Raw genomic sequence first — 21559 nt, forward strand, 5'->3', positions numbered from 1 at the left:
GCTGCCCCTCATCTGGCTGCCGCCATCTTCTCCCCGTAAACGGGGAGAAGGCACCTGTCGGTGATGATTTCGCTAATTTTCGACGTTTGCAGATAGGCGCCGGCATCGCGACCAGCCGCTTTCTCCCCGTTCACGGGGAGAAATGCCCGGCAGGGCAATGAGGGGCGGCGCCGACGCCCGCTTGTTGAGCAACCAGCGTCAACCGGCCGCCTGATCGAGTGCCTGCCGCTGCATCAGCCGTTCAGCCTCTGCCACGACCTCCGCCGGCGTGACCTTGCCGCCGGCTGGCGCAAGCAGGGTCGATGCAAACTTGCCGCGCGGGCCGGTGAGACCGGGTTCCGTCGCCAGGAAGATGGCGACCGTCGGCAGGCCGAAGGCGCTGGCGAGATGCGTCAGGCCGGTGTCGGCGCCGATGACCAGCGCCGAGTGGCCGAGGATCGCGGCGACATCCGCGAGCGGCGATTTCGCAACCAGCACCGTCCCTGGCACGGCTCCGGCAATGGCTTCTGCGACAGATTTTTCAGCCTCATTCGACCAGGTGACCACCGGCGTGAAGTGTCGGTCGGCCAGCCCGCGCGCGGTTTCGATCCAATCCTCGGCCGGCCATTTCTTGTCCTCGCGACTGGTGCCGTGCAGCAGGAAGGCGGTTTTGCCTTCAACGCCGGGCAGCGCGCCCACCGGCGGCACGATGCCTGACTCGAGCGTCGACAGGTCGGGCTGATAGCCAAGCGCCAGTCCGAACAGCCGTCTGGTGCGTTCGATGGCGTGCAGGTCGCGCGGCACGGCGTATTTCCGCCGATAAAACAGCGTCGCCGAAGGCTCGCGGGCGCTGGCGCGATCGAAGCCGGCAATCGGCGCGCCGGCCTGCATGGCGACCAGGGCCGACTTCAACAAGCCCTGGGCGTCGATGACGAGATCGTAGTGAGAGGCGCGCAACGCTCTGCGCAAGCCTGCCATCTCGCGCCATGTTCCGCCGTCGAAAAGCGTCTTGCGCCAGCGCCGGACCGCCACCTTGTGGATCATTCCAATCGCCGGATGCAGTGCCACGATCCCGGCAAACGGCTCCTCCACGCACCAGTCGAAGCTGATATCGGGGCGATTGCGGATCGCGTCCTCGACGGCCGGAAACGTGTGGATGACATCGCCCATCGACGATGTCTTGACGATCAGCACTTTCATGCGGCGGCCGGAACCTTGAGCAGCCGGTCGGCCGCGGCGGAGACGCGCGCGACGTCGAGCGTCTTCAGGCAGTTGAGGTGCCCGAGCGGGCAGACCTTCTTGTGGCAGGGCGAGCAGGACAGATGCAGCCAGATCAGCTCGGAGTGCTCGCTGAGCGGCGGCGTGTTTTCCGGCGAGGTCGAACCGTAGACGGCGACGATCGGAGTGCCGACGGCGGCCGCGACATGCATCAGCCCGCTGTCGTTCGAGACCGCAAGCTTCGCCGCGGCGATCAGGTCGATGGCATCTTCCAGCCGCGTCTTGCCGGCAAGATCAATGGCGCCGGGCGCGAGCGCCGCTATCTCGCCGGTCACGCTGGCATCATTCTTCGAGCCGAGCAGCACGACGCCCAAACCCTTTGCCATCATGTCCCGGGCCAGCCCGGCATAGTGGTCACTCGGCCAGCGTTTTGCCGGGCCGAATTCGGCGCCGGGCATGAGCGCCACGAATTTCTTTCCCGTCAGCCCGAACCGCGCCAGCAGATCGGCCTGGTTGGGCTTGTCGACTGTGAGCCTCGGCGCGCGAAACGTGCCGCCGCGCGCGAGGCCGAAATAAGCGCGCGCCGTGCGCCGCTTCAGCGCTTCGGGCAACGGCACGATGTCGGTCAGCAGGCCGTAGCGCATCTCGCGCAGATTGCCGACACGAAGCGGGATGCGGGCAAAGAACGGGATCAGCGCCGATTTCCAGCTTCCCGGCAGCACATAGGCCATGTCGTAGCGGCCGCGCAGCAGGCGGCCGAAACGCCTGCGGCTGCGGAATTCGAGCGCCCCCGGCATCAGTGGAAAGTCGATCTGGCTGCGTATTTCGGGCATACGCCTGACCAAAGGCGCGGCCCAGGCTGGCGCCAGCACGTCGATCGCGGCATGCGGATGTTTTTCCTTCAGCGCCGCAAACAGGCACTGCGCCATGACCATGTCGCCCACCCAGCGTGGGCCGATCACGAGGATCGTTGGGCCTTCAGCCATTCGACATAGTCCCTGACGCCGGTTTCGACTGTGCGGAATTGGCCATTGTAGCCGGCCGCGCGCAAGCGGGACATATCAGCCTGCGTAAAACTCTGGTAACTCCCCTTGAGGTGGTCGGGGAAGGGGATGAATTCAATCTCGCCCTTGCCAAGCGTGTCGATCACCGTCTCGGCAATAGCGCGGAACGGCTGCGCGCGACCGGTGCCGCAGTTGAAGATGCCGCTCAAGCCGCGTTTCCAAAGCCACAGATTGACGTCGGCAACATCGCCGACATGGATGAAGTCGCGGCTCTGCTCGCCCGGGCCGAAGTCGCCATAAGCGCCGAAGAGTTTCGGGTTTTCGCCGCGCTCGACCTGGTTGAACAGATGGAAGGCGACCGAGGCCATGGCGCCCTTATGCGCCTCGCGCGGCCCGTAGACGTTGAAATAGCGCAGGCCCGCCACCTGCGAATGGTCGGTGTCGAAGACGTTGCGGCGGACGTAGTCGTCGAACAGCTTCTTCGAATAGGCATAGACGTTGAGCGGACGCTCGAAGTCGGGCTCCTCGCGAAACTCGCTGCCGCCCCCGTAAACCGAAGCCGATGAGGCATAGAGAAAGGGCACGCGCAGTTTCAGGCAGGCATGCAGGAGGCGCTTCGAATAGGCGTAGTTCACCTCCATCATGAACTTGCCGTTCCACTCGGTGGTGGTCGAGCAGGCGCCCTGATGGAAGACGGCCTCGATGCGGCCGAGCGAGCCATTCTCGAGCTGGGCGAGAAAATCGTCCTTGTCGAGATAGTCGGCGATGCGAAGGTCGGCCAGGTTGGCGATCTTGTGGCCGTCGGTGAGATCGTCGACGACGACGATGTCGTCATGGCCCTCGGCATTGAGAGCGGCGACGATGTTGGAGCCGATCATGCCGGCGCCGCCCGTGACGATGATCATTCTTTCTTCAGCCTTGCTCCGTTGCCGATTCCGGCCCTTATAGGGGAGGTGGGCTGGACTGTCGATAAAGCTCGCCGGCCGCGGCTACGACGAATGTAGGGATGGATCGTCGGAGGGGCCTTCGGGATAAGCTGCCTGCGAGCACCGCGGCGAGGGGCCAGGGTGCCGGTCCTTGCCCGTGGTGCAACCATGACGTTCGATTTAAAGCCTGGCCTTCGCCATCTTCAAACCCTGCGTGTGGACGACACCCTGACGGTGCCCGCCATGACTCCAGCCTTCTCGGGTTTTGGCGACATGCCGCCGGTTTTCGCCACCGCCTTCATGGTCGGCTTCATCGAATGGGCGTGCATCGAGGCATTGCGTCCGTTCCTTGGCAGCCACGAGAGAACGGTCGGCACCCATGTCGACGTCAGCCATGTCGCCGCCACGCCCATCGGCATGACTGTCACCGCCGATGTCGAGCTTGTCGCCGTGGAGGGAAGGAAGCTGCGATTCAAGGTGTCGTGCAGCGACGAAGGCGGACTGATCGGGGAAGGGTTCCACGAGCGCGCAGTGATCGACCATGACAAGTTCATGGCGCGCGTCCTGGCCAAATCAGGCCAGACCGGTTCCTCGCCACAGTGAGGCCGCAAAGCTTCCGCTTCAGTCAGCCTCCGCCATCTCTGGCGTAGCGTGAGGGACCAAGATGCCGTCGATGGAACTGCTCATCGCGTTTTTCGCCACCACGGCGATCTTCGCTTACATCCCCGGCCCCGCCATGCTTTACGCCGCCGCCCAGACCATGGCGCGGGGTCGCTGGTCGGGGCTGACGGCGGCTCTCGGCATCCATCTCGGCGGCTATGTGCATGTCTTCGCGGCCGCCGCCGGCCTGTCCGTCCTGTTCCATGCGGTGCCGCCGCTCTATCTGGCGGTCAAGCTCGGCGGCGCGCTTTATCTGATCTGGCTCGGCGTCTCCATGTTCCGCAAACGGGCGGACGGCAATACGGCTCTGCCCGCCATCGAGCGGAAATCGGCCCGACGCGCCTTTTTCGAAAGCATCGCTGTCGAAGTGCTCAATCCCAAGACAGCGATCTTCTTCATGGCGTTCCTGCCGCAATTCATCGATGTCTCGGCTGCGTTTCCGGTCTGGCTGCAGTTCGTCATCCTGGGAACCATCGTCAATCTGATGTTCTCCTCGGCCGACATCGTCTGCGTTTTCCTAGCAGGCGTTCTCATTGCACTGTTGCGGCGCTCGGGCCGGGCGCAGCGGCTGATGCAGCGCGCGGGCGGCGCCGTGCTGGTTGCCTCGGTGTCCACGTGGCCCTGCAAAGGAGCTGATTCCCAAGCTGTCTGCGGCTGGCGGCGCGCCGGGGCCTCCCGTTGCGCTCGCCCGAATTGCGGTATATCGGCATCGCTTTAAACAGCCCACGCCACAATTCCGGCGCTGAAACCTAATCAAGTCCGGCATTCTTCAGGCACACCGCGAGTGAGATGATCAAGCACAATCCGCCTTCTCCGGAACCTTTACATCGCACCATCGCCCGGTTCGGCGACGTCACCGTGCTGGTCGTGGGCGATTTCATCCTCGACCGTTTCGTCAGCGGCGTGATCGAGCGCATCTCGCCGGAAGCCCCGATCCCCGTGCTGCATGGACGGGGCGAGACGCTGAACATGGGCGGCGCCGGCAATGTCGTTTCCAACATCGTTTCGCTGGGCGCGGCTGCGATCCCCGTGTCGGTAATCGGCGCCGACCAGGCCGGCAACAATCTGATGCGGATGCTCAGCGAGATCGGCGTCGACACCGACGGGCTTGTGCAGCGCCAGGACCGCATGACCTCGTCGAAAAGCCGCTTCAGCGCCCTCAACCAGCAGGTGCTGCGGTTTGACGAGGAAGAGATCAAGCCGCTCACCTCCGCCGAGCGGGCGAAGCTCATCGATCATTTCCAGGCGACGCTTGGCCGCGCCGACATCGTCATCCTTTCCGACTACGGCAAGGGCATCCTGCTCGACGGCGTCGCCGGCGAGCTGATCGCGATCTGCCGCGACGCCGGCAAGCCGGTGCTGGTCGATCCGAAGGGGCGCGGCTACGCGCGCTATGCCGGCGCCACGGCAGTGACGCCGAACCGCAAGGAACTCGGCGAGGCGGTCGGGCGCAAGGTGTTCGGCGACGACGAAATCGTAGCCGCGGCGCGCGACCTGATCGCCGCGCATGACTTCGAATTCATCGTCGCCACGCGCAGCGAGAAGGGCATGAGCGTGGTCTCCGCCGAGGACGCTCGCCACATCTCCACCCAGGCGCGCGAAGTGTTCGACGTTTCCGGTGCCGGCGACACGGTCATTGCGAGCTTCGCGCTGTCGCTCGCCGCCGGCGCCGACCGCGTGCATGCCGCCGTCATCGCCAATGCGGCCGGCGGCGTCGTGGTGGGAAAACGCGGCACCGCACGATTGAACGTCGAGGAACTGTCCGGCGCGCTGTTCCGCTCGCATGGGCCGACGGCTCATACCGATGCCATTCTTGACGCCAATGCCGCGGCCAGGATGGTGGCGGCATGGAAGGAAGAGGGGCTTACCGTCGGCTTCACCAATGGCTGTTTCGATATCCTGCATGCCGGCCATGTCAGCCTGCTGCATGCCGCACGCAGCCAGTGCGACCGGCTGGTGCTCGGCCTCAACAGCGACGACTCGGTGCGCCGGCTGAAAGGGCCGGGGCGTCCCGTCAACAACCAGCATGACCGCGCCTGCGTGCTGGCAGCACTTGCATCGGTCGACGCCGTCGTCGTCTTCGAGGAGGATACGCCGCTCAAGCTGATCGAGGCGCTCCTGCCGGACATCCTGGTCAAGGGCGCGGACTACACGATCGAGACCGTGGTCGGCGCCGATGTGGTGCAGAAGGCGGGCGGGCGCGTGGTGCTGGTCGATCTCGTCGCCGGCAAGAGCACGACGAACACGATCGGCAAGCTGCGTGCCGCAAACTGAGGGTCTCATGTCCGATTTGAACGACTATCTGGTCCGCTCCGCGGCCGCGATCTCGGCGATGGTCGAGCGCGACCTGACCGGTGAGATGGAACGCGCGGTGACCACGGTCGTGACCGCGCTGTCACAAGGCAAGGCGCTCTTGATCTGCGGCAATGGCGGCTCGGCGAGCGATGCCATCCATATCGCCGGCGAGCTGGTTGGCCGCTTCCTGAAGGAACGCAAGGCCTACAACGTCATCGCGCTGCCGGCCAACGCCGCGGTGCTGACCGCCTGGGGCAATGATTACGGCTTCGACACCGTGTTCTCGCGTCAGGTCGAGGCGCATGGCTCGGAGGGTGCGGTGCTGCTGGCGATCTCGACCAGCGGCAATTCGCCGAGCATCCTTGCCGCCGCCGAGCAGGCGCGGGCGATGGGTATGACGGTGATCAGCCTGACAGGCGAGACCGGCGGCAAGCTCAAGCCGCTGACCGACATCCTGCTCAACGTGCCGTCGACCTCGACGCCGATCATCCAGCAGGGGCATCTGTGCCTCTATCACCATCTGTGCGAGGCGGTCGAAGCGCGTCTCAGCAATGGCTGAGAGCGAAGGCTTTCCGCTGGTCGAGCCGGGCCTTTGGGTCGAGCGGGTTGGTGACCGGAGCTTTCCAGCCGGCCGGCCGGCGCTGTTCCTCGATCGCGACGGCACGATCAATCTCGACACCGGCTATCCCGATGATCCGGCGCAGATGGCGCTGCGCGACGGCATCGCGCCCGTCATCGCGGCCGCGAACCAGCGCGGCATTCCGGTCGTTGTCGTCACCAACCAGTCCGGCATCGCGCGCGGCTATTTCGGCTGGGACGCGTTCGCCAGGGTCAACGAGCGGGTGGTCGATCTGCTGGGCGAAAAGAATGCCTTGGTCGACATGGTGCTTGCCTGCGGCTACCACGAGAAAGGCACGGGCGCGCTGGCGGTTGCCGACCATCCGATGCGCAAGCCCAATCCGGGCATGCTGCTGGAGGCGGGCCGGCGGCTTGGCCTCGACCTCAAGCGCTCGCTGATCGTCGGCGACAAGCCCGCCGATATGGAAGCCGGTCAGCGTGCCGGCCTCGAGCGCGGCTGGCTTGTCGAGGGCAAGGGTTCGACGATGGGCGGGCTTTCGGTGTTGCCGTTGCGCGACGCGGCGGACCTTGGTGGACTGCTCACTGCGATACGGTCGCTTTGATCGCAGCGTGATTCAAAACCGGGCGACAAACCGCTGTTTTTAGGCGGGTTCTTCTGAAGCCGGACATTAAGTCGGGAACGCCACCAGCCCTTCATCCTTGACCCGGCGGATGGTCAGCGCGGTGCGCACAGTGTCGACATTCGGGGCCGAAGCCAGTTGCTCGATGACGAAGGTCTGGAAGGTGCCGAGGTCGCTTGCCACGCAATGCAGCAGGAAGTCGGATTCGCCGGAGACCATCCAGGCGTCGCGCACGATCGGCCAGCCGCGGGTGCGCTCGGCGAAGGTTTTCAGCTCGGCATCGGCCTGGTGATGCAGGCCGATCAGGCAGAAGGCGACGACATCCATGCCGAGCGCCGGCGCGTTGAGGAGCGCGCGGTAGCCGCGGATGATGCCGGCCTCCTCCAGCCGCCTGACGCGGCGCAGGCAGGGCGGCGCCGAGATGCCGACCCGGCTCGACAATTCGACATTGGTCATGCGGCCGTCGCTCTGCAGCTCGCGCAGGATCTTCCAGTCGATGGCGTCGAGGTCGGCTTTGAGCGGCATGGCTGTCTCGGCTCTTGCGCAAGAATCTTTCGCAAATTTGTAATTAAACGACTTTTGTGTCCGCGCCAGCCCCTCTGCGAAGCGATTTTTCGGGCGTAACAAAAGTCGCGATTTTCGCGAATACCCTGTGGATCACAGCTTTCCGGGGACGACGGACCGTTCGTCTTGCTGCCGTGATTGGCAACCCTTACATTAACCGCGACAAACCACGGCCTTTGAGCCGCAGGGGACTTTTTTCATGAACATCAAGCACGCACCCGTTCTCATCATCGGTTCCGGCCCGGCCGGCTATACGGCGGCGGTCTATGCCGCCCGCGCCATGCTGAAGCCGATGCTGGTCGCCGGCCTGCAGCAAGGCGGCCAATTGATGATCACAACCGATGTCGAGAACTATCCGGGCTTCGCCGATCCGATCCAGGGCCCCTGGCTGATGGAGCAGATGCTGAAGCAGGCTGAGCATGTCGGCACCGACATCATCAACGACATCATCACCGAGGTCGACCTCAATGTGCGACCGTTCCGCGCCACCGGCGATTCCGGCACGGTCTACACGGCCGATGCGCTGATCATCGCCACCGGCGCGCAGGCCAAGTGGCTGGGCATCCCGTCGGAGCAGACCTTCATGGGCTTCGGCGTTTCGGCCTGTGCCACCTGCGACGGCTTCTTCTACCGCGGCAAGGACGTCGCTGTGATCGGCGGCGGCAATTCCGCGGTCGAGGAAGCGCTCTATCTGTCGAACCTTGCCAAGAGCGTCACCGTGATCCATCGGCGCAGCGATTTCCGCGCCGAGCGCATCCTGCGCGAGCGGCTGCTCGCGAAGGACAATGTCCGGGCCATTTGGGACACGGTGGTGGACGAGATCACCGGACGTCCAGGCAAGGCGCCGTTGCCGCCTTCCGTCGAAGGCCTGACGCTGCGCAGCGTCGTGACCGGCCAGGAATCGAAACTGCCGGTCGACGGTGTCTTCGTCGCGATCGGCCACGCGCCAGCGGTCGAGCTGTTCGTCGGCAAGCTGAAGCAGAAGCCGAACGGCTATCTGTGGACGGCGCCGGATTCGACCCGCACCGACGTGCCCGGCGTGTTCGCCGCCGGCGATGTGACCGACGATGTCTACCGCCAGGCAGTGACGGCCGCGGGACTTGGCTGCATGGCGGCGCTCGAGGCGGAAAAGTATCTGGCGGGCATCGAGGTCCACCGCGAAGCGGCGGAGTGACAAATCGGCCGAAAAAAGCCGTTTAAAAGCCTGATTTTTCATTCAGACGCCAAAGGCAACGCGAGGGGAATCATGGCGCTGGACTGGGACAAGCTACGCGTATTTCACGCAGCGGCGGAGGCTGGGTCGTTCACCCATGCCGCCGAGACGCTGCATCTGTCGCAATCGGCCATTTCGCGGCAGGTCAGCGCTCTGGAGCATGATGTCGGCGTAGCACTCTTCCACCGCCATGCGCGTGGCCTGGTGCTGACCGAGCAGGGCGAGATGCTGTTCCGCACTGCGCATGACGTGCTGATGAAGCTGGAAACCATCAAGACGCGGCTGACCGAGACCAAGGACCGGCCGTCGGGCGTGCTCAGGGTAACGACCACGGTCGGCCTGGGCGCCGGCTGGCTGACCGAGCGCGTGCAGGAATTCATCGAGCTCTATCCCGAGATCAGCCTGCAGCTGATCCTGGCCAACGAGGAGCTGGACCTCACCATGCGCCAGGCCGATTGCGCGATCCGGCTGCGCCAGCCGCAGCAGCCCGACCTTATCCAGCGGCGGCTGTTCACGGTGCATTTCCACCTCTACGCGGCGCCGTCCTACATCGCCAAGTTCGGCAGGCCGGCCTCGATCGCGGAGCTCAGGAACCATCGCATCGTCACTTTCGGCGTGCCGGTGCCTTCGCATCTGTCGGAGTTGAACTGGCTTGAGACGGTCGGCGATTTCGAGGGCGCGCAGCGGGTGCCGACGCTGCAGATCAACGACATCCTGTCGATCAAGCGGGCGGTGCAGGGCGGCGCGGGAATCGCCATGCTGCCGGACTATGTGATCAACAAGGACTCGAACCTGGTGCAGCTGCTGCCGGAGACCGAGGTGCCGTCTTTCGACACCTATTTCGCCTATCCCGACGCGATGAAGAACCAGGCGAAGCTGCACGTTTTTCGCGATTTTGTCATCGCGAAGGCACGCAGCTGGTCTTACTAGGGTGCGCCGATATTCAGGTGAGGCCGGCCTGCAAATGGCGGCATCCTGCGCTTCCGGTGCTCACGTACGAAAAGTACGCTCCGCTCCGGTTCTCGGAAACCACCATTTTCGACTCGGCCTGACCTGAATCTCGGCGCACCCTCAGCGCGGTTTATCCGCGCCATGGCGTCAGCCGAGGCAGCCAGCCGGGCACGGCGCGGCGGTAGGCCTCGTATTCTTCGCCATAGTGCTGGGCGAGCGTCGGCTCTTCATAGAGCTTGACGAAGGAGATCATCGCCGCGGCGGCGATCAGGCCGTAGACCAGGACCGCCCAGCTCGAAAAGATCAGTGCCTGGCCGAGGATGATCGCCAGCACGGCCAAGTACATGGGGTTGCGGACATGGCGGTAGATGCCGCCGACCACCAGCTTCTAGGTAGGCGCCACCGGCGCCGGCGTGCCCAGACCTTCAAGCGCGAAGCGGGCGAAGGCATGAAGCAGGATCGCGGTTGCCACGACCACCAGGATCGAGCCGGCAGCCGCGAAGCCCGGTACCATCGACAGTGGCGTGTGGAAGCCGTCGGTCAGCAGCCACGGCACCAGCCCGGCAACGACGCCCGGCGCGACGACCAGAAACAGCGCGCTGCCGGCGATTGCTGAAAAACTACGCATCCAGGGACCCCTGCCGCAAAAATAAACTTGGCCTGCCGAAGTCGGCATCATTTCGCTGATTTACGCGGTTCAGAGCAAAATTGGCTGCATTTTGCATTTCAGCAGTCACTTCTGATCCGAAAATACGGCGGAATCGCCCTATTTTTCTGGTCCTATGGCTTCCTCGAATAGGTTGGACCACAGCCTGCGTCTTTTTGCATGCGTGTGTTGCAAAATAGATGCTTGTTTCTTGGGCATGATGAGCACATATATAGTCACATCTCCGGGGCGCGTTCTCCTCCCATTAGCGCCCTTGAGTGTTCCCCTCTGGAGGTTAGCCCTAATCGGCACTTCCAATCAAACTCAGCCGGATCTTTATTGATCCGGCTTTTTTGTTGCCCGCACGCCTTCGAGCCGGCAAAAGCACGACCGAATCCGCCACGTAACAGTGACATGTAACATCGGGTAACATGTCGCAGACGCAGTCTATGGTTTAAGTAGATTATAGGACGCGGTTGGTCGGTTCGAGAGATGGGGGCATCACTCGAGATGGCCGGGCTCAGGCAGCTACCGCGTCCGAACCATTTTTTTCCGGATGCGGCGGACCAGCCGTTGCCTCCCAGGAAAACGGTCCGCAATAAAACGGCGTCCGGATCATCCGGACGCCGTTTTCATATCTTCAACAGTCAGGCAGGCCGACCTGCTCAGGCGGCCTTGCCATTCGCGTTCATCGCCTCGTCGGCGAGCCTGCCGGTGAGCTCGGCCATATGGTCGAAAGCGGCCTTGTAGCTGGCGACGCCGGCGGTCGCCGAGCGCAATTCGATGATCAAGTCACCGATTTCGGCCTGCGGCATGGTTGCCTCGACGACGTCCCAGCCGGGCCAGTCTGGCCTTGCATCGTAGCCGAGGATCTGGCCGCGCCGCTGCGGGATCAGCGCGATGATCTTCGAGGTCGCGTCGGAAGGCGTGACGATCTCGACCTTCATAATCGGCTCCAGCAGGACCGGCGAGCAGGCGGCCATCCCTTCCTTCATCGCCAGCTTCGCCGCCATCTGGAAGGCCATGTCGGAGGAGTCGACCGCATGGTAGGAGCCATCCGACAGGTTGACGGCAACGTCGACGACCGGGAAGCCGAGCGGGCCGGTCTTCAGATAGTCGCGGATGCCGGTCTCGACCGACTGGATATAAGTCTTCGGCACCACGCCGCCGGTGATGGTGTCGGAGAACTGGAAGCCGGAGCCGCGCGGCAGCGGCTTGATCTCGATCACCACATCGCCGAACTGGCCGTGGCCGCCGGACTGCTTCTTGTGGCGGCCGCGCTGTTGCGTTCCTTTGCGGATCGTCTCCCTGTAAGGCACCGCCGGGGCATGGCCCTCGATCGGAATCTGGTTCTTGCCCTCGAGGCGCTCGCGCACCACGCGCAGATGCATCTCGCCGTGGCCCGACAGGACGGTTTCGGCGGAGTCCTGGTTGTGACGCAGGCTGAGCGATGGGTCTTCCTCGGCCAGCCGCTGGATCGCCGCCGACATCTTGACCTCATCCTTGCGCTCCTTGGGGCGAAGCGCGAAGGCGAAGACGGGCTGCGGCGGGTCCAAAGTGACCAATGGCCGGATGCCGCCTTTGGCCGAACTCAGCGTCTGGCCGGTCTTGACGTTGTCGAGCTTGCCGAGCGCGACAGTGTCGCCCGCCTTGGCGGATGTCTGCTTGATCTGGTCCTTGCCGAGCATCTTGTAGATGCCGGATACCTTCGTCGTGTCGCCGTTGGAAAGGTAAAGCTCGGCGGCGTCGGCCATTTGGCCGGAAAGCACGCGCGACACTGAAAGCTTGCCGCCATGCGCGGTGTGGATGGTCTTCATCACCTGCACCACCGTCTGGCCTTCGGGCGCGCCGAGGCGCTTCCTCGTCGCCTCGACGTCCGGCGCGTCGTGGCGAATGGCTTTCAACAGGCGCAGCACGCCATTGCCCTTCTCGGCCGTGCCGATCAGCACCGGCGTCACCGCGCCGGCGCGCAGATCGGCCGAAAGATCGTCGAAGATCGCGTCCTTTGGCGGTTCGATCTCCTCCAGCAACTGCTCCATCAGGTGATCGTCGTGGTCGGCGAGCGTCTCCAGCATGGAGAAACGCGCTTCCAGCTCGCGCGCCTTGTCGTCGTTCGGGATCTCGGCAACCTGGCTTTCGGCGTACTCGCGATAGATGTAGGCGCGCTCCAGCGCCAGATCGATCGAGCCGATGACGATGCCGTCCTTGCGCACCGGGATCTGGCGTAAGAGCAACGGTACCGAACTTGCCGGCTGCAGCATCTTCAGCGTCTCGCGCACGCCCGCAATCGCCTTGTCGACCTTATTCAGGAACAGGATGCGCGGAATGGCGAGATCGTCGAGCTTGCGCATGATCAGCTGCAGCGCCGGGATCTTCTTCTCGTCGGCCTCGGCCACGACGACCGCAAGGTCGCAAGCGGCAAGCACGGGCTCGGCCTCGAAGGCGAATTCGATGGAGCCGGGGCAATCGACGAAGGTGATCTGCTCGCCCATGAAATCGGTGGTGGCGAAGGTCGCCTCGACGCTCATGGCGTGGGCGCGGGCCTCGGGCGAATGATCGGAAACGGTGTTGCCCGATGAAACGGGTGACTGGCGGGGAATGGCGCCCGTGCGGGCGAGGATCGCTTCGAGAAGTGTCGTCTTACCGCTTGCAAAGGGACCGACTATGGCGATGCATTTCGGTCCCGTGCGTCGTCCTCCGGCGCGAGTACCCATGGCTGACCTCCACTCAGGCGTTTCCCAAGAGAGCGATGAGCAAAAGTGGAAACCGATTTTTGCGTCCGATCGCACCCTGTGCAGAGCGGCGGCCGGCCTGTTCGGCCGTCGCGAGCGGGGTTTATCCACCCCTTCCCAAGGCCATCGTCACACGGGTTCGCCGGGAGGGCAAGAAAAATAGGATGTTCGCCGGCTTGGGTTTGTCAGGCCACGATTTCCTGTTCGTCAGCCGCTAGAAGCCAAGCTGGCGCCCCCCAATTGGGCCGTCGGCGCCACCCATTGATGATGTGGTGGTTGAGAAGCCAGAACCTGAGGATGTCAATAAAGGCTCAGCCGGCCTCGGTTCGGCGTACCGGCCTGGCTGCGCCTTGCTTCACTACCGTCTCGGCAAAGCGTGACAGCAGCGGATTGAACAGGTCCGGCTTTTCCCAGAATGGCGCATGGCCGGCGCCGGATATGACATGGCACCGTTCCCACAGCGAGGCGTAGGCCAGTGTCTCGAAGTAGCTCAGGCGCACGAGCGGGTCATGCTCTCCATTGATCACCGCGACCGGGAACGGAGCATTCTCAACCACCTGCTTCTGGTCGGCGCCCTTGCCGGCAAACATGCCGAACGCCACGCCCGAGCGCAGCCTGCCGTCGGTGCGCCTTATGGCTTCGCGGAAAGACGGACTTGCGCTGTCGCCGAAGCAAAACGCCTCAAAGCGCTCGATGTCGCGTTCGGAGTAAACCTTCTTGGAGGTGAGCAGCATGTCCCAGTTGGCATGAAAGCCACGCAACATGCCGAGCGGTCCCCTCGACACCGGCGGCGCCCCGGTCAACACAAGACCGCTCACCGCGTGATGGAAGCTGGCAAGTTCAATCGCTACATGGCCGCCAAGCGACCAGCCAAAGATGATGGCGTGGCCGATGTTCAGGGCATCGAGAAGGCGGGCTGTGGTCTGGGCGAGGCCGGTGATCGTATAGGTTGCGGCCGGGTCGCGAGCATCGGAGGAGTCGCCATGGCCGGGAAGGTCGAAAGCGATCAGCCGGTGGGCATCGGCGAGCGGACTGTCGAACTGACGCGCAAAGACCGCGCGCGAACTCCCCGAGCCGTGGATCATGACGATGGGCATGCCGGAACCAGAGGACTGGCTGAGGCGCAACTCGGCCTGCGGCGTGCGGATCGTGCGGTCAGTGACGCTCATGCTGTATTAAATCCTCGGATTTGGCTGGTGGCCAACATCGCATCCGGGGCTCTATATCTTCTTTAAGCATGTGGTTAAGAGAGGGTTCCTGGAAATGAACGGCCGGTGTGGCTACCGGCTGGATGGCAAGCACCTGCGGAAACCCCCTATGATGGAACCATTGCTCGATCTTCTCGTCTCGATATGCAGCATCGCGACCATTGGCCAATATGTCTGGTCGATGCGGGCGCATTTTCAATTGCAGGGCATGTCTCCAGGCGCCATGGCGATTTCGGCAGTGGTGATTGCCACGGCGCTTTTCTTTCTCGCCATCCTGTGGATCCAATCGCAGCCGGTTCCGGCAAAACTCGCCGGGCTCGCCGTCGAACTGGCAAGCTCTGTCCTCTTCTGGTGGGCGATCGTCACGTCGCGGAGGGCGCGGCTGCATTTCGCCTTCGCGCCCGATAATCCGCACAGCCTGCTGACCGATGGTCCCTACCGCTATATCCGCCACCCTTTCTACTCGTCATACATCATCTTCTGGATTGGATGGGGGATCGCGACCTGGTCGATCTGGGCGGTGGTACCGGTCGCCGGGATCACCGTCCTCTATGTGGTTGCGGCGCTGGGCGAAGAAAAGAAATTTTCGCGTACGCTGTTGGCGGGCGATTACCAGGCCTATCGCGGTCGAGCCGGCCTGTTCTGGCCGCGGCTGGGGTGGTAGCCGAGACAAGGCAGGGTTGCCCAACGGAAGGATTGCCAGATGAAGATCATTGCGTGCGGCAGTGTGCCGACGATCATCGCGCCGGGGACTTATTTCACCGGACGGGTGCTGCAGACGCCGATCATCGAGAAAGAAGCGCCGGCGCGGCTGAGGGCGACGCTGGTCAGTTTCGAGCCCGGCGCGCGCACTTACTGGCACACGCATCCGCTCGGGCAGACACTCTATGTCACGGCCGGCGCCGGACTTGCCCAGACCTGGGGCGAGCCGACCCAGACGATCAGGGCAGGAGACGTCATCTCCTTCGCGCCGGGCGAGAAACACTGGCACGGCGCCGGAGCGAAAACCGCCATGACCCATATCGCCATGCAGGAGGCGATGGACGGCGTCCACGCCGATTGGCTCGAGCAGGTTTCCGACGAGCAATATGGCGGTTAGGACGAACCCGACAAAAAACCCGGCGTGACGCCGGGTTCTTCGCGTTCGGTGCTTCCTGCGCCGTTCAAGTCAACGACGCGGTGAAGCGCTGGATGCGCGTGCAGGCTTCCTCGAGCAAGGTTTCCGACGTGGCATAGGAGATGCGGAAATTCGGACCGAGGCCGAAGGCCGAGCCGAACACCACCGCCACACCTTCGGCATCGAGCAGTTCCGAGCAGAAGGCTTCGTCGGTGTCGATCACCTTGCCGGCCTTGGTCTTCTTGCCGATCAGCTCGGCGCAGGACGGGTAGACGTAGAAGGCGCCTTCGGGCGAGGGGCAGGAGATGCCGCGCGCCTGGTTGAGCATCGAGACGACGAGGTCGCGCCTCCCTTGAAAGATCGCCTTGTTCCTGGCGATAAAGTCCTGCGGGCCGTTGAGCGCCTCGACGGATGCCCATTGCGCGATGGTGCAGGCGCCCGAGGTCTGCTGGCCCTGGATCATGTCCATCGCCTTGATCAGCGGCACAGGGCCGGCGGCATAGCCGATGCGCCAGCCGGTCATGGCATAGGCTTTCGACACGCCGTTCATCGTCAGCGTGCGCTCGTAGAGGTTCGGCTCGACCTCGGCGATGGTCTTGAAGACGAAGTCGCCATAGGTCAGATGCTCATACATGTCGTCGGTCAGCGTCCAGACATGCGGATGCTTGAGCAGAACATCGGCCAGCGCCCTGAGCTCGGCCTCCGTGTAGGCGGCGCCCGACGGGTTCGACGGCGAGTTCATCAGCAGCCATTTGGTCTTCGGCGTGATCGCCTTTTCGAGCACCTCCGCCGTTAGCTTGAAGCCGTTGTCGATCGAGGTGTCGGCGAAGACTGACGTGCCGCCGCAGATCGCCACCATTTCGGGGTAGCTCACCCAGTAGGGGCGGGGGATGATGACCTCGTCGCCGGGGTTCAGCGTTGCCATGAAGGCGTTGAACAGGATCTGCTTGCCGCCGGTGCCGACGATGGTCTGCTCGGGCCGGTAGTCGAGATTGTTTTCGCGCTTGAATTTCTTTGCGATCGCCTCGCGCAGCGGCACGATGCCCGACACCGGCGGGTACTTGGTCTCGCCACGGCGGATCGCCTCGATCGCCGCGTTCTTGATGTTGTCGGGCGTATCGAAGTCCGGCTCGCCGGCACCGAGGCCTATCACGTCACGGCCGGCATTTTTCAGCTCGCGCGCTTTCTGCGTCACCGCGATGGTCGCGGAAGGCTTAACGCGGGAAAGGGCGTCGGCGAGAAAGGCCATGACAAGAAGTCTCCTAGGAAAGGCGGCCAGGAGCGGCCGCGGCGCCTCTCATGTCGCATCATGGCGCGGAGCGCAAGCATTGTGCGATGAGCCAGAGGTCAAGGAGGCGTGACCAAAGTCCGCCTGCGTGAGCGGCAACGCTAAATTCATCAACGGCCGGTAAACCCTTGGCTGGCAGGATCGCAGATCGGATTGCGCCAATTCGCGGAGCGAGAAACCTTGTCGCGCAGCATCGGGCTTGCCCACATCATCCGTCATGATGACGGCACCTCGACCGGTGTCTGGGGCATCTATACGCTACAAAGCGCGTTTCAGCCGATCTTCGCCTTCAAGGAGGGCAAGCTTTCGGTCGCCGCCTTCGAGGGGCTGATCCGGCCGTTCCGCGACGGCGAGCCGCAGTCGCCGGCGGCGTTCTTCGGCACCTGCCCGGCGGCCGACCGGCTGCACATCGAGGCGCTGACGCGCACGCTGCATCTTCTGAACGCCGGTGCCTGCCTGCCGCAGGAGGCGTCCATCTTTATCAATTTCGACCCGTCCGTCTTCACCGATCGCGGCATTGCCGACAAGGCATTGCGCGATATGCGGCTGGTGCTGCACGAAGCCGGTATCGATCCGCGCCGCATCGTTTGCGAGGTTACCGAGCAGAAGTCGGCCTCGCAGGAAGCGCTCTATGATTTTGTCGAGGCGCTGAGGGCCAATGGCTTCCGCATCGCTGTGGACGACTATGGCGCCGATGAGTCCGACATCCACCGGATCAAGGAACTCAAGCCCGACATCGTCAAGTTCGATGCGCAGTGGATCACGCATCTGATGGAGTCCGGCGCCGGCTTCGCGTTGCTGACGGCCATGGTGAACGGCTTCGAAACCCAGGGTATCCACACCGTCTTTGAAGGTCTCGAGGAAGGCTGGCAACTGGAGCTTGCCGAGAAAGCCGGCGCTTCCATGGTGCAAGGCTATGTGCTTGCTCGGCCCGAACTTGCTCCCACCAGCTTTCGCGTCTTCGTGCAGCCTCCAGCCGAGAGCACGGTATCGGCTGCCGCAAGCCCTACGGCTCCGGCGACGCGGTCGCGGCCGGCAAGGGTATTCGGGCGCAAGGTCGCGCCATGAACGAAAGGCATGAGAGGCGGCGCAACGTCGCCAAGGCGATCTTCGCCGACGAGATCGGACTTCAGTTCGGCATCTATGGCGAATTCCGGCTGTGGAGCGCCTATCAGCCGATTTTCGCCCCGCAGGACAGGGTGCTCAGGCCGGTCGCCGTCGAGGGGCTGATCGAGCCGCGCCGCATCGCCGAGCCGGTGGCTCCATCGATCTTCTTCGGGGGCGTTCCCGCATCCGACCGGCTGTTTGTCGAAACGATGTGCCGGATGCTGCATCTCGGCAATTACCGCAACATCGGCCTCGAGGGGCTCACGCTGTTCTTCAACTACAATCCGATGATCAACGATCATCTCGGGCGGGCGCTGGCCGAAATCCGGCTCATGACCAGGCATCTCGGCGATTTCGAGCTGGAGCCGGGCCTGCTGGTCTGCGAGATCACCGAACAAGCGGCCGACGATCAGGTTCTTGCCAGCCTGGTGCGCGAAATGCGGCGCGACGGCATCCGCATCGCCATCGACGATTTCGGCACCGGACATTCCACCGAGGCGCGCATCAATCTGCTCGCGCCCGACATCGTCAAGATCGACGGCGCCTGGTTCGGCGCGCTCTGCCGCCACGCCGCCGCCGAGCGCTTCTTCCGGCCATTGGTGGGCATGCTGCAGGAGCGCGGCGCCAAAGTGCTGGTCGAGGGCATAGAGAATGCCCAGCACTTGCGCGTCGCGCTCGAGGGCGGCGCCGACCTGCTGCAAGGTTTCCATCTCGCCCGCCCGGCGCTCGCAGGCACGATCTTCAAGGAAGAGCCGCTTTCCGTCGACGCCCTGCTCGACGCCGGCGACAAGGTTGTGCCGCTGCACCAGCAACGCTGATGCTGGATCCGAAAGACACATCAGCATCGCTGATGGTTTTTCGCAAAAACAAATCACTGGATGGGGCTTGGCCGCGCGGGTTAGAGCGTTCCCAGGAAACTCGAGAGGGCAAGAGGCATGATCCTTTACGACATGGCCGACAGCGGCAATTGCTACAAACCGCGGCTGTTGATGGCCAAGCTCGGCATCCCCTTCACCCGGGTCGAGGTGAGCTCGCATACCGGCGAGACGCGCAAGCCCGACTACGTCGCCAAGAATCCGAACGCGATGGTGCCGATGCTGGAGCTCGACGACGGCAGGCGCATCGCCGAGAGCAACGCCATCCTGCTTTATCTTGCTCAGGGCACGCGCTTCCTGCCTGCCGACAAATACGAACGCGCGCTGGCTTACCAATGGCTGTTCTTCGAACAATACAGCCACGAGCCCTATATCGCGGTGCGCAAGGCGCTTTTGACTTTTCCGGAACGGGCGAAGGACGCCACGCCGGAACGGCTGGCGCAAACGCTGGAACGCGGTAACAAGGCGCTGGGCGTGATGAACCAGCATCTGGAGCAGAACGCATTCTTCGCGGGCAATTCCTACAGCGTCGCCGACATCGCGCTGTATGCCTACACACACACCGCCGAGAAGGGCGGCTTCCAGCTCGACGCCTATCCGGCGGTCGCCGCGTGGCTGAAACGGGTCGAGGCGGACAAGGGGCATGTGCCGATAGAGTGGGCGCCTGACTGACGCTGGCGGTCGGCGAAGGCCTAGGCGGACTGCGTCCTGCGCCAGCCTTTCCTGGTTGGGCAAAATGACAGTCCTGAAGCGTTGGCGCTGCCCCTCATCGCCCTGCCGGGCACTTCTCCCCGTGAACGGGGAGAAGGACGCCAATCGCCAAAATCCAGGCAACAAAAAAGGCGGGCAATGCCCGCCTTCCTGTGCCGGTAGCCTGATTGGGAGCGTCCGGCCCGGGCTGGCAGCTATCTGCTGTTCCAGCTTGTCGGTCTTTCCGCTCCGGCGCGCTTATCGCGCGACCGTCAGTACATCCGTGACTTGCCGCGCGCCCCGAACCTTCGTCCGGCGCGCGCCTTTACTCAATCGCACCTTCGCAGCACTAAGCGCTATGCTTTGCCGCAAAAATGCTTAAGCCAAATCAGGCTGCCTTGCTCAGAGACCCAGCAGCGGACTTGCCGGTGCGGCGGTCCTGCTCGATCTCGAAGTTGATCTTCTGGCCTTCAGCCAGGCTCGTCATGCCAGCGCGCTCGACGGCGGAGATGTGGACGAAAACGTCCGCGCCGCCGTTGTCAGGCTGGATGAAGCCGTAGCCCTTGGTGGCGTTGAACCACTTGACCGTACCAGTTGCCATATAGAAAGTCCTTCACATTTGCTTTTGTTTGACCGGACCAACGTCCGGCCGGCGGTATCGAAATTTTGGAGATAGACGTCAGCAAACGCGAAGATCGCGGCCCGATCGATCGGCCAAATTCAATGCCTCGGATATAGGATAGTTTTTGCAAGAAAACAAGACGTTCGCTTGCGCGCTGCCGGCGTGCAGTCTCGGGCTTTGGAAGCGGCGCACGGAAGTTTTGACACCGGTCCCACGTTGTGGAGAGATGAGATGCTTGCCGTTCCAGGGAGAGCAACCATGAAGACCATTCTGCTTGCCGCCTGCTTCCTGCATCTGGCCGCCGAGGCGCAGGCGGCGTCGCGCTACGATCCGACGCGCATGAGCTGCGACCGGGTGCAGGCGACGATCGCAAGGCAGGGCGCGGTCATCCTGCGCTACCAGTCGACGCGCGTGCCAGGGCTGCCGCTCTATGACCGCTATGTGCGCGACGAGCGCTTCTGCAACGCGGGCGAGGTGAGGGCGCGCGCCTATGTGCCGAGCGCCGACACTAGGTCCTGCATGGTCTATGTCTGCAAGCGGCCGGACTTCGACCATTTCCGGCGGCGATTTTTCCCCCATCGCCACTGATAATCCGGCGAGATCTCAGAACCCGAACGAAGCCTGCGCGGCCGGCGGCGGGCCGACGCGAACGCCTTCCATGGCCAGCATCTTTTCCTTGGTGGCGGAGCCGCCTGGCGCGGAGAAGCCGCCGATCTTGCCGCCGGCCGCCAGGATGCGGTGGCAGGGGATGACCAGTGGCACCGGGTTGGCGCCAAGGGCAGCACCCGTCTCGCGGGCGAGCCCGGCATGGCCGGCGCGCTTGGCCAGCTCGCCATAGGTGGTGGTCTGGCCGAAGCCGAGCTTGCGCGCGGCATCGTAGATGGCGAGGCGAAAATCGTCGACGCCGTCGAGATCGACCGGCACGTCGGAGAAATCGACGTCCTCGCCGGCCGCATAGGCCTTGATCGAGGCGATCAGTTCGACCACCCATTGCGGCTGGTCGGTCGAGGTCGAAACACCGGCGTGGCGAAACAGCCGGCGCTCGACCGCCTCGCGGCTGCGTTCGGGCAGGCAGAGCCTGATCAGGCCCTTCTCGTTCCAGGCGATGCCCATGAAGCCGATCACTGTTTCTAACACTGCGTGGCCGGCCGTGATCTCAGATGTGGGTTTCATGGCGTTTTCCTTCCGCAAAACCGCGAAAAACGAGTACATATCCAGAACAATATGGCATTTTTGCCCTGTTCCCGCCACCCGAAAACCGCCTG

At 63.6% G+C, this 21559-nt stretch carries 21 protein-coding genes and 2 pseudogenes; 13 read left to right on the top strand and 10 right to left on the bottom strand.

What is annotated here, in order from left to right; translation table 11 throughout:
- Positions 1–198 precede the first annotated feature (198 nt).
- Genes waaC through rfaD form a run of 3 tightly spaced genes read right to left on the bottom strand, consistent with a single transcriptional unit; the run spans position 199 to position 3106 of the window.
- Positions 199–1179, bottom strand: coding sequence for a lipopolysaccharide heptosyltransferase I (waaC, locus tag EN862_RS04145; protein ID WP_127864564.1), 981 nt, complete (start codon positions 1177–1179; stop codon positions 199–201).
- Positions 1176–2183: a lipopolysaccharide heptosyltransferase II gene (gene waaF, locus EN862_RS04150; protein ID WP_127864565.1), complete on the bottom strand. Its 1008-nt coding sequence runs from the start codon at positions 2181–2183 to the stop codon at positions 1176–1178. The genes waaC and waaF overlap by 4 nt, the downstream gene beginning before the upstream one ends.
- Positions 2156–3106, bottom strand: a complete 951-nt coding sequence (gene rfaD, locus EN862_RS04155) for an ADP-glyceromanno-heptose 6-epimerase (RefSeq protein WP_127864566.1) — start codon at positions 3104–3106, stop codon at positions 2156–2158. Before rfaD ends, waaF begins: the two co-directional genes overlap by 28 nt.
- 162 nt (positions 3107–3268) lie before the next feature.
- On the opposite strand from rfaD, the gene EN862_RS04160 reads away from it, so the two are divergent.
- From EN862_RS04160 to EN862_RS04180, 5 genes and pseudogenes are all read left to right on the top strand, one after another.
- Positions 3269–3730, top strand: coding sequence for a thioesterase family protein (locus tag EN862_RS04160; protein WP_210235652.1), 462 nt, complete (start codon positions 3269–3271; stop codon positions 3728–3730).
- A gap of 61 nt (positions 3731–3791) precedes the next feature.
- A pseudogene (locus tag EN862_RS04165) lies at positions 3792–4423 on the top strand (LysE family translocator).
- A gap of 153 nt (positions 4424–4576) precedes the next feature.
- Positions 4577–6061: a D-glycero-beta-D-manno-heptose-7-phosphate kinase gene (rfaE1, locus tag EN862_RS04170; protein ID WP_127864567.1), complete on the top strand. Its 1485-nt coding sequence runs from the start codon at positions 4577–4579 to the stop codon at positions 6059–6061.
- A 7-nt stretch (positions 6062–6068) separates the two neighbouring features.
- Entirely contained in the window at positions 6069–6641 is a 573-nt protein-coding gene (locus EN862_RS04175; RefSeq protein WP_127864568.1) for an SIS domain-containing protein, read from the top strand.
- Positions 6634–7263 carry an HAD family hydrolase gene (locus EN862_RS04180; RefSeq protein ID WP_127864569.1) on the top strand — a complete coding sequence of 210 codons (630 nt, stop codon included), beginning with the start codon at positions 6634–6636 and terminating at the stop codon, positions 7261–7263. The genes EN862_RS04175 and EN862_RS04180 overlap by 8 nt, the downstream gene beginning before the upstream one ends.
- Before the next feature lie 66 nt (positions 7264–7329).
- On the opposite strand, the gene EN862_RS04185 is transcribed toward EN862_RS04180, so the two are convergent.
- Positions 7330–7806, bottom strand: a complete 477-nt coding sequence (locus EN862_RS04185) for an Lrp/AsnC family transcriptional regulator (RefSeq protein WP_127225967.1) — start codon at positions 7804–7806, stop codon at positions 7330–7332.
- Between the two features lie 238 nt (positions 7807–8044).
- On the opposite strand from EN862_RS04185, the gene trxB reads away from it, so the two are divergent.
- Positions 8045–9019 (top strand): thioredoxin-disulfide reductase, encoded by a 975-nt coding sequence (gene trxB, locus EN862_RS04190; protein ID WP_127864570.1) that lies wholly within the window; start codon positions 8045–8047, stop codon positions 9017–9019.
- Between the two features lie 72 nt (positions 9020–9091).
- Positions 9092–9988, top strand: coding sequence for a LysR family transcriptional regulator (locus tag EN862_RS04195; RefSeq protein ID WP_042646207.1), 897 nt, complete (start codon positions 9092–9094; stop codon positions 9986–9988).
- Positions 9989–10139: 151 nt separating this feature from the next.
- Here the strand turns inward: EN862_RS04195 and EN862_RS04200 are convergent.
- The 3 genes and pseudogenes from EN862_RS04200 to EN862_RS04210 form a co-directional block, all read right to left on the bottom strand.
- Positions 10140–10637, bottom strand: a pseudogene (locus tag EN862_RS04200) (isoprenylcysteine carboxylmethyltransferase family protein).
- Positions 10638–11320: 683 nt separating this feature from the next.
- Positions 11321–13369: an elongation factor G gene (locus tag EN862_RS04205; protein ID WP_127864571.1), complete on the bottom strand. Its 2049-nt coding sequence runs from the start codon at positions 13367–13369 to the stop codon at positions 11321–11323.
- Between the two features lie 329 nt (positions 13370–13698).
- Entirely contained in the window at positions 13699–14556 is an 858-nt protein-coding gene (locus EN862_RS04210; protein WP_127864572.1) for an alpha/beta hydrolase, read from the bottom strand.
- Positions 14557–14704: 148 nt separating this feature from the next.
- Here EN862_RS04210 and EN862_RS04215 point away from each other — a divergent pair, with 148 nt between their 5' ends.
- Positions 14705–15259 carry an isoprenylcysteine carboxylmethyltransferase family protein gene (locus EN862_RS04215; RefSeq protein WP_245519494.1) on the top strand — a complete coding sequence of 185 codons (555 nt, stop codon included), beginning with the start codon at positions 14705–14707 and terminating at the stop codon, positions 15257–15259.
- A 39-nt stretch (positions 15260–15298) separates the two neighbouring features.
- Entirely contained in the window at positions 15299–15694 is a 396-nt protein-coding gene (locus EN862_RS04220; RefSeq protein WP_127864573.1) for a cupin domain-containing protein, read from the top strand.
- A 64-nt stretch (positions 15695–15758) separates the two neighbouring features.
- On the opposite strand, the gene EN862_RS04225 is transcribed toward EN862_RS04220, so the two are convergent.
- Positions 15759–16961 carry a pyridoxal phosphate-dependent aminotransferase gene (locus tag EN862_RS04225; RefSeq protein WP_127864574.1) on the bottom strand — a complete coding sequence of 401 codons (1203 nt, stop codon included), beginning with the start codon at positions 16959–16961 and terminating at the stop codon, positions 15759–15761.
- Positions 16962–17180: 219 nt separating this feature from the next.
- Between EN862_RS04225 and EN862_RS04230 the strand changes: the two genes are divergently transcribed.
- The 3 genes from EN862_RS04230 to EN862_RS04240 all read left to right on the top strand — a co-directional run bounded on the left by EN862_RS04230 (position 17181) and on the right by EN862_RS04240 (position 19654).
- On the top strand, positions 17181–18068 hold the full coding sequence (locus EN862_RS04230) for an EAL domain-containing protein (RefSeq protein ID WP_127864575.1): 888 nt from the start codon (positions 17181–17183) through the stop codon (positions 18066–18068).
- Complete coding sequence (locus EN862_RS04235) at positions 18065–18925, top strand: EAL domain-containing protein (protein WP_127864576.1); 861 nt, start codon at positions 18065–18067, stop codon at positions 18923–18925. The genes EN862_RS04230 and EN862_RS04235 overlap by 4 nt, the downstream gene beginning before the upstream one ends.
- A 117-nt stretch (positions 18926–19042) precedes the next feature.
- Entirely contained in the window at positions 19043–19654 is a 612-nt protein-coding gene (locus EN862_RS04240; RefSeq protein WP_127864577.1) for a glutathione S-transferase family protein, read from the top strand.
- A gap of 406 nt (positions 19655–20060) precedes the next feature.
- Here the strand turns inward: EN862_RS04240 and EN862_RS04245 are convergent, their stop codons facing one another.
- The gene (locus EN862_RS04245; protein ID WP_027168154.1) at positions 20061–20273 is read right to left on the bottom strand and encodes a cold-shock protein; all 213 of its coding nucleotides are present in this window, start codon (positions 20271–20273) and stop codon (positions 20061–20063) included.
- Positions 20274–20552: 279 nt separating this feature from the next.
- Here EN862_RS04245 and EN862_RS04250 point away from each other — a divergent pair, with 279 nt between their 5' ends.
- Entirely contained in the window at positions 20553–20882 is a 330-nt protein-coding gene (locus EN862_RS04250) for a hypothetical protein (protein WP_127864578.1), read from the top strand.
- A gap of 15 nt (positions 20883–20897) precedes the next feature.
- On the opposite strand, the gene EN862_RS04255 is transcribed toward EN862_RS04250, so the two are convergent.
- Entirely contained in the window at positions 20898–21467 is a 570-nt protein-coding gene (locus EN862_RS04255) for a methylated-DNA--[protein]-cysteine S-methyltransferase (protein WP_127864579.1), read from the bottom strand.
- Between the last annotated feature and the right edge of the window lie 92 nt (positions 21468–21559).

The sequence above is a fragment of the Mesorhizobium sp. M2E.F.Ca.ET.219.01.1.1 genome (assembly GCF_004016445.2).
In the GTDB taxonomy this organism is placed as follows: Bacteria; Pseudomonadota; Alphaproteobacteria; order Rhizobiales; family Rhizobiaceae; genus Mesorhizobium.

Coding starts and splice junctions, on each gene's coding strand:
- waaC (WP_127864564.1), bottom strand. CDS start 1,179: ATGAAAGTGCTGATCGTCAAGACATCGTCGATGGGCGATGTCATCCAC.
- waaF (WP_127864565.1), bottom strand. CDS start 2,183: ATGGCTGAAGGCCCAACGATCCTCGTGATCGGCCCACGCTGGGTGGGC.
- rfaD (WP_127864566.1), bottom strand. CDS start 3,106: ATGATCATCGTCACGGGCGGCGCCGGCATGATCGGCTCCAACATCGTC.
- rfaE1 (WP_127864567.1), top strand. CDS start 4,577: ATGATCAAGCACAATCCGCCTTCTCCGGAACCTTTACATCGCACCATC.
- EN862_RS04175 (WP_127864568.1), top strand. CDS start 6,069: ATGTCCGATTTGAACGACTATCTGGTCCGCTCCGCGGCCGCGATCTCG.
- EN862_RS04180 (WP_127864569.1), top strand. CDS start 6,634: ATGGCTGAGAGCGAAGGCTTTCCGCTGGTCGAGCCGGGCCTTTGGGTC.
- EN862_RS04185 (WP_127225967.1), bottom strand. CDS start 7,806: ATGCCGCTCAAAGCCGACCTCGACGCCATCGACTGGAAGATCCTGCGC.
- trxB (WP_127864570.1), top strand. CDS start 8,045: ATGAACATCAAGCACGCACCCGTTCTCATCATCGGTTCCGGCCCGGCC.
- EN862_RS04195 (WP_042646207.1), top strand. CDS start 9,092: ATGGCGCTGGACTGGGACAAGCTACGCGTATTTCACGCAGCGGCGGAG.
- EN862_RS04205 (WP_127864571.1), bottom strand. CDS start 13,369: ATGGGTACTCGCGCCGGAGGACGACGCACGGGACCGAAATGCATCGCC.
- EN862_RS04210 (WP_127864572.1), bottom strand. CDS start 14,556: ATGAGCGTCACTGACCGCACGATCCGCACGCCGCAGGCCGAGTTGCGC.
- EN862_RS04215 (WP_245519494.1), top strand. CDS start 14,705: ATGATGGAACCATTGCTCGATCTTCTCGTCTCGATATGCAGCATCGCG.
- EN862_RS04220 (WP_127864573.1), top strand. CDS start 15,299: ATGAAGATCATTGCGTGCGGCAGTGTGCCGACGATCATCGCGCCGGGG.
- EN862_RS04225 (WP_127864574.1), bottom strand. CDS start 16,961: ATGGCCTTTCTCGCCGACGCCCTTTCCCGCGTTAAGCCTTCCGCGACC.
- EN862_RS04235 (WP_127864576.1), top strand. CDS start 18,065: ATGAACGAAAGGCATGAGAGGCGGCGCAACGTCGCCAAGGCGATCTTC.
- EN862_RS04240 (WP_127864577.1), top strand. CDS start 19,043: ATGATCCTTTACGACATGGCCGACAGCGGCAATTGCTACAAACCGCGG.
- EN862_RS04245 (WP_027168154.1), bottom strand. CDS start 20,273: ATGGCAACTGGTACGGTCAAGTGGTTCAACGCCACCAAGGGCTACGGC.
- EN862_RS04250 (WP_127864578.1), top strand. CDS start 20,553: ATGAAGACCATTCTGCTTGCCGCCTGCTTCCTGCATCTGGCCGCCGAG.
- EN862_RS04255 (WP_127864579.1), bottom strand. CDS start 21,467: ATGAAACCCACATCTGAGATCACGGCCGGCCACGCAGTGTTAGAAACA.